Genomic DNA, 5,467 nt, shown 5'->3' on the forward strand with positions numbered 1-5,467 from the left:
GCCTTGCCGGCGCGGCGGGTCCTGATGTCGTGGATCTGCAAGGCGCCGCCGCCGCTGCCGAGGATCACGGCGTGGATCTTCTCCTGCTCCTCGGGCGTGGCGGCCTTGTCCATCAGCCCGTCCACGGACTCGGAAACCACATGCAGCCCCTCGCGCAGGATATTCACGGCCACCAGCAACGCCAGCACCGGGTCCAGGAGGCTCCATCCAGTCAGAAGCACCAGCAGCAGGCCGACCATGACCCCGGCGGAGGTCCAGACGTCGCTCATCAGGTGGCGGCCACCGGCGGCGAAGGCGGGCGAGCTCAGCCTTGCGCCCGCCCGCAGCAGCACCTGTGCCCAGATCCCGTTGATGACCAGCGCCACGGCATTGACCGCAAGCGCCAGCGGGGTCAGCTCTGCGTCCGCGCGGTTGACCATCGCCGAGATCGCCTGATCCACGATCAGCACGGCGGCGAGGATGATCATGATGCCTTCGACCACGGCCGAGAAATACTCCGCCTTGTGGTGGCCAAAGGGGTGGCCGTCGTCGGCCGGTCGCTGGGCATAGCGCACCGCGAACCAGGCCAGCACCGCAGCGGAGACATTGACCAGGCTCTCCATCGCGTCGGAAAACAGCGCGACCGAGCCGCTCAGGCGCCAGGCGCCGAGTTTCAGCGCCATCACCAGCACCGAGACGACAATGGTGCCGCTGGCGATCTGCTGCGCGGTCAGGCGGGTGCTGAGACCAAGGGGCATCGACTCAGCCCACCAGCGCGCGGCGCATCAGGTTCAGCCCCGCAAGCAGCAGCACGAAGAGGGTGGCGCGGCGAAACCCCTTCTGGTCGATCTTGTCCTGCAAACGACCGCCGATCCACATGCCCAGAAGCGCCGGAAGGATCATCAGGAGCGAAAACGGCAGCGTTTCGGCGCGCATCACGCCGGAGCCGACATGGGCCAGCAACAACACCACCGCGCCAAGACCATAGATCACGCCCTGGATGCGCATCTGTTCGCGTTTCTCGGTGTTGAGCGCGGTCAGATAGGCCACCGTGGGCGGCCCCCAGATGCCCGAAAACCCGCCGATGAAACCGGCAAAGGCCCCGAGGCCGATCTCCATCCGGTGGGAGGGTTTATGCAGCACCAGCTGTTTGCCCAGCAGTTGGGTCAGCGCAAAGAGGGTGATCGGCGCGCCGATGATCATCAGCATCACCGAGCTGGGCAGCAGCCGCACCAGCTGCGCGCTGAGCAGCAGCAACAGCCCACCCGCCAGCAGAAAGGCCCGAAAGCGCTTCATCGAGCTCCAGGCGGCAGCCGGGCCCTGCCGCAGGGCCTGAAACCCGTTGGTGACCACGGTGGGCAGGATCAGCCCCGCCAGCGCCAGGTCCGGCGCCATGATCGAGCTGAGCCCGGAGACCATGATCATCGGCATGGCAAAGCCCACCATGCCTTTGATGGTGCCGCCAACGAGGGTGATTGCGCAGGCCAGAACGAATCCCGCGGGCGCCAGGAAGGGAACAAGATCAGTCATGGGGAGGGGATTAGCATATTCAGCCGGGGCTGCACTGCGAAAACGAAAGAGCAATTATTGTTCGCTGATCTGATAGAAATGGATTTAATGTTGCGCTGCACCTGCGAAGTGGCTATCACCAAGCGAGCCCAAGGAGGATGTGATTCATGCCACATGACGGAATGCCCAACCGTGACGCGATCGCAGATCGCGCGCCGCTCCTGCCGGAACTGCTGAGCCTGACCGCCGAGGTTCTGGCACCTTTGGATCAGCTCCTGGCCACTGCAACGGCGCATCTGCGGGGCCTGGTTGCCGATGCGGAGGGGCGGGTTTCCGGCGCATTGGTTGAGGAAAATCAATACGCTACCCACGGGCTCTCGTGGTTGGCGACCTATGTCTATGCGCTGCGGCAGATGCAGCGCTGGGCCGAGGCGCTCTCGGGCGAGGGCAAGTTCGGCGAGATGGAAGCGCTGATCCATCAGATCGCCTTTGGCGAATATCTGAACCAGATCCGTGGCGGCATCCAGATGAACCAGGGCGAGATGCTGCGTCTGCAAGATCTCGGGCTGGGCGCGGCGGAGATGCAAGCGCTGGAGACGCCCGCAATTCAGCAGCTGACCCAGGTTGGCAATACCCAGGCGGCGCGGGTGCGGCTGGTCGAACTCATGGAGCAGCAGGCGGGCAGCACCATGTTCGGGGCTTCCGGCCTTGAGGAAGAGCTGGAGATGATCCGCGACCAGTTCCGCCGCTATGCGTTGGAAAAGGTCGAGCCCTTCGCCCATGACTGGCACCTGAATGACGAGCTGATCCCGCTGGAGGTGATCGCGGAGCTGGCCGAGATGGGCGTCTTTGGCCTGACCATCCCGGAGGAATTTGGCGGCTTTGGCCTGTCGAAAGCCTCGATGTGCGTGGTGTCTGAGGAACTCTCGCGCGGCTATATCGGGGTTGGCAGCCTGGGCACCCGGTCCGAGATCGCCGCCGAGCTGATCCTTGCGGGCGGCACCGAGGCGCAAAAGGCGCAGTGGCTGCCCAAGATCGCCAGCGCCGAGATCCTGCCGACGGCGGTGTTTACCGAGCCGAACACCGGCTCTGATCTCGGCAGCTTGCGCACCCGCGCGGTGAAGACTGCCGAGGGCGATTACGAGATCACCGGCAACAAGACCTGGATCACCCATGCGGCGCGCACCCATGTGATGACGCTGCTGGCGCGCACCAACCCAGAGACCAGCGACCACCGTGGCCTGTCGATGTTCCTGGCCGAGAAAACGCCGGGCAGCGACGAAAACCCCTTTCCGACCGAGGGCATGACCGGCGGCGAGATCGAAGTGCTGGGCTATCGCGGCATGAAGGAATACGAGCTGGGCTTTGACGGCTTCAAGGTCAAGGGCGAGAACCTCCTGGGCGGCGAAGAGGGCAAGGGCTTCAAACAGCTGATGGAGACCTTCGAGAGCGCCCGCATCCAGACCGCCGCGCGGGCCATTGGCGTGGCGCAATGCGCGCTGGATATCGCGCTGCAATATGCGCAGGACCGCAAGCAGTTCGGCAAGGCGCTGATCCGGTTTCCCCGGGTGTCGTCCAAGCTGGCGATGATGGCGGTGGAGGTCATGGTGGCGCGGCAGCTCACCTATTTTGCCGCCTGGGAGAAAGACCACGGCCAGCGCTGCGATCTGGAGGCCGGGATGGCAAAGCTGCTGGGCGCGCGGGTGGCCTGGGCGGCGGCGGACAACGGGTTGCAGATCCATGGCGGCAACGGGTTTGCGCTGGAATACAAGATTTCCCGCGTGCTGTGCGATGCGCGGATCCTCAATATCTTTGAGGGCGCGGCAGAGATCCAGGCGCAGGTGATCGCGCGGCGGCTGTTGGCGTAATATCGGCCTGAGGAGTTTCGGTCGGCCGAGAGATCGAACAGCCCCCGCCCTCTTCTCAGGGCGGGGGCTGTTCTTGCGTGACATGGGGCTGTTGAGACCCCGGGTCGCATTCGCGCAACGACCGCGTGGCGCGCAAAGCGAGCGGTGCTCTTTGATGGCGAAAGGGCCGCTTTGAGTGACGGCTGAGAAGTCGGCGCGTGCCACTTGTGCTTGCTGCGCGATCTATCCCATATGTTCAAAAAGCATCGACGCCTGAAGGGATTGATCATGATCGACTGGACCTCCCTCACAAGAGAGTTCGTAACACTATTTGTCGTCATAGACCCCGTGGGCACGATCCCGGTATTCCTCTTCGCGGTCCATGGCGTACCCGCAGCGCTGCACCGCCGTTTTGCGCTGCGCGCCGTTGGGATTGCGGCTTTGGTGTTGCTGCTCTTCCTCGTCGGGGGTCAGTTCTTGCTGGAGACACTCGGTCTTCGGCTGGGGTCGTTTCAGATCGCAGGTGGCGTGGTGCTGTTCCTCTTTGCGATGACGATGATCTTTGGGGAGTCCAAACCCGTTCATGAAATCGAGGCGGCGGAGCGCGACCATCTTGCGGGCGCTGTCTTTCCGCTTGCCATGCCGTCGATCGCCTCTCCCGGGGCGATGCTGGCTATCGTGATCCTGACCGACAACCACACAGAAACGCTCGCCGAACAGGCGATCACGGCGGGTTTGCTGGTATTGGTCTTGCTTGTGACGCTGATGCTGCTGCTGATGGCGGGGTTGATCCATCGGATTATCGGAAGCACCGGCGCCAGCGTTATCAGTCGGGTGATGGGGATTGTACTCGCGACCATCGCGGTCGACTCAATCCTCGGAGGCATGAACATGCTCGGCATCCTCGATATCGCGCCGCCTCTTGTCGAGAATCCGCTGACCAGCCGTGCAGGTGGGTAAAGAGCCCAACCCAAACTTTGCGCGACCGGCAATCGACCCTTTCAATGATGGTCGCTCCGGCGCAATCGCCTATCGAACAGCTTTGCTCGCAAGCGGCGCTGTGCCTGCCTCGTTCGAACCATAGCGATTGTTTCGCACCGCCGACAGTCATCGCCCAGCTTTCGCAGGGGCCTTCGGGAGCTGGTTCGTTGTGATCAGGCTGTCCTGAACGCCGCCCCGCCCGGCTTGTGTCATCGACAACAAAAAGCCCCCGCGGATGCGAGGGCTTTTCTCAAGTCTGGACGTCCGGGGGCAATCAGCAGATCGCGGCGGCTTTGACGTCTTCGTCGATATAGGGGACGTATTGTTCAAAGTTGTCCGAGAACATCTGCACCAGTTTTTGGGCTTGCGCATCATAGCCTTCGGGGTCGCCCCAGGTGCGGCGCGGATCCAGGAGCACGTCGGCAACGCCGGGCGCGGCGGTCGGCACGTCAAAGCCAAAGTTCGGATCCTTGCGGAACTCGCTATTGGCCAGCGAACCATCAAGCGCGGCGGTCAAGAGCGCGCGGGTGGCTTTGATGGGCATGCGCGAGCCGGTGCCATAGGCGCCGCCGGTCCAGCCGGTGTTGACCAGCCAGCAGGTGGCGCCATGGGCGGCGATTTTTTCGCGCAGAAGGTTGCCATAGACCTCGGGGCGGCGCGGCATGAAGGGCGCACCAAAGCAGGTGGAGAAGGTCGGCTCCGGCTCGGTCACGCCGCGCTCGGTGCCGGCCACCTTGGAGGTGAAACCGGAGAGGAAGTGATACATCGCCTGCGCCGGGGTCAGCCGGGCAATCGGAGGCAGCACGCCGAAGGCATCACAGGTCAGCATGATGATGTTCTTGGGGTGGCCGCCACGCGCCGAGCTGGACGCGTTGGAGATATAATGCAGCGGGTAGGCGCAGCGCATATTGGCGGTCAGGCTGTCGTCTTCGAAATCGAGATCAAAGGTCTCGGGGTCAAAGACCATGTTTTCGATCACGGTGCCGAATTTCTCGGTGGTGGCGTAGATCTCTGGCTCCGCCTCGGGGTTGAGGCTGATGGTCTTGGCATAGCAGCCGCCTTCGAAGTTGAAGGTGCCGTTGGAGGCCCAGCCATGTTCGTCATCCCCGATCAGCACGCGGTCCGGGTCGGCCGAAAGCGTGGTCTTGCCG

At 63.5% G+C, this 5,467-nt stretch carries 5 protein-coding genes; 2 read left to right on the forward strand and 3 right to left on the reverse strand.

Translation table 11 applies throughout. The annotated features are described in order from the left end of the window. Both HCZ87_RS19625 and HCZ87_RS19630 read right to left on the reverse strand, forming a co-directional pair. Positions 1 to 737, reverse strand: a 737-nt coding sequence (locus HCZ87_RS19625) for a cation diffusion facilitator family transporter (protein ID WP_167646635.1), incomplete at its 3' end; no start/stop codon positions are given. A gap of 4 nt (positions 738 to 741) precedes the next feature. Continuing rightward, positions 742 to 1,509 (reverse strand): sulfite exporter TauE/SafE family protein, encoded by a 768-nt coding sequence (locus tag HCZ87_RS19630; RefSeq protein ID WP_167646637.1) that lies wholly within the window; start codon positions 1,507 to 1,509, stop codon positions 742 to 744. A gap of 146 nt (positions 1,510 to 1,655) precedes the next feature. Here HCZ87_RS19630 and HCZ87_RS19635 point away from each other — a divergent pair, with 146 nt between their 5' ends. Together HCZ87_RS19635 and HCZ87_RS19640 are read left to right on the forward strand one after the other, a co-directional pair. Then, a complete protein-coding gene (locus tag HCZ87_RS19635) occupies positions 1,656 to 3,356 on the forward strand; it encodes an acyl-CoA dehydrogenase family protein (protein WP_167646639.1) in 1,701 nt (566 codons plus the stop codon). A gap of 267 nt (positions 3,357 to 3,623) precedes the next feature. After that, positions 3,624 to 4,295 (forward strand): MarC family protein, encoded by a 672-nt coding sequence (locus HCZ87_RS19640; protein WP_167646641.1) that lies wholly within the window; start codon positions 3,624 to 3,626, stop codon positions 4,293 to 4,295. A 295-nt stretch (positions 4,296 to 4,590) separates the two neighbouring features. Here HCZ87_RS19640 and HCZ87_RS19645 read toward each other — a convergent pair. Then, positions 4,591 to 5,467, reverse strand: an 877-nt coding sequence (locus HCZ87_RS19645) for a phosphoenolpyruvate carboxykinase (ATP) (RefSeq protein WP_167646643.1), incomplete at its 5' end; no start/stop codon positions are given.

This window comes from Phaeobacter sp. HF9A (assembly GCF_011806385.1).
Lineage (GTDB): Bacteria > Pseudomonadota > Alphaproteobacteria > Rhodobacterales > Rhodobacteraceae > Epibacterium.

What these genes read in the sequence shown, in the direction of transcription:
- HCZ87_RS19630 (WP_167646637.1), bottom strand. Translation starts at nt 1,509, where the DNA reads ATGACTGATCTTGTTCCCTTCCTGGCGCCCGCGGGATTCGTTCTGGCC.
- HCZ87_RS19635 (WP_167646639.1), top strand. Translation starts at nt 1,656, where the DNA reads ATGCCACATGACGGAATGCCCAACCGTGACGCGATCGCAGATCGCGCG.
- HCZ87_RS19640 (WP_167646641.1), top strand. Translation starts at nt 3,624, where the DNA reads ATGATCGACTGGACCTCCCTCACAAGAGAGTTCGTAACACTATTTGTC.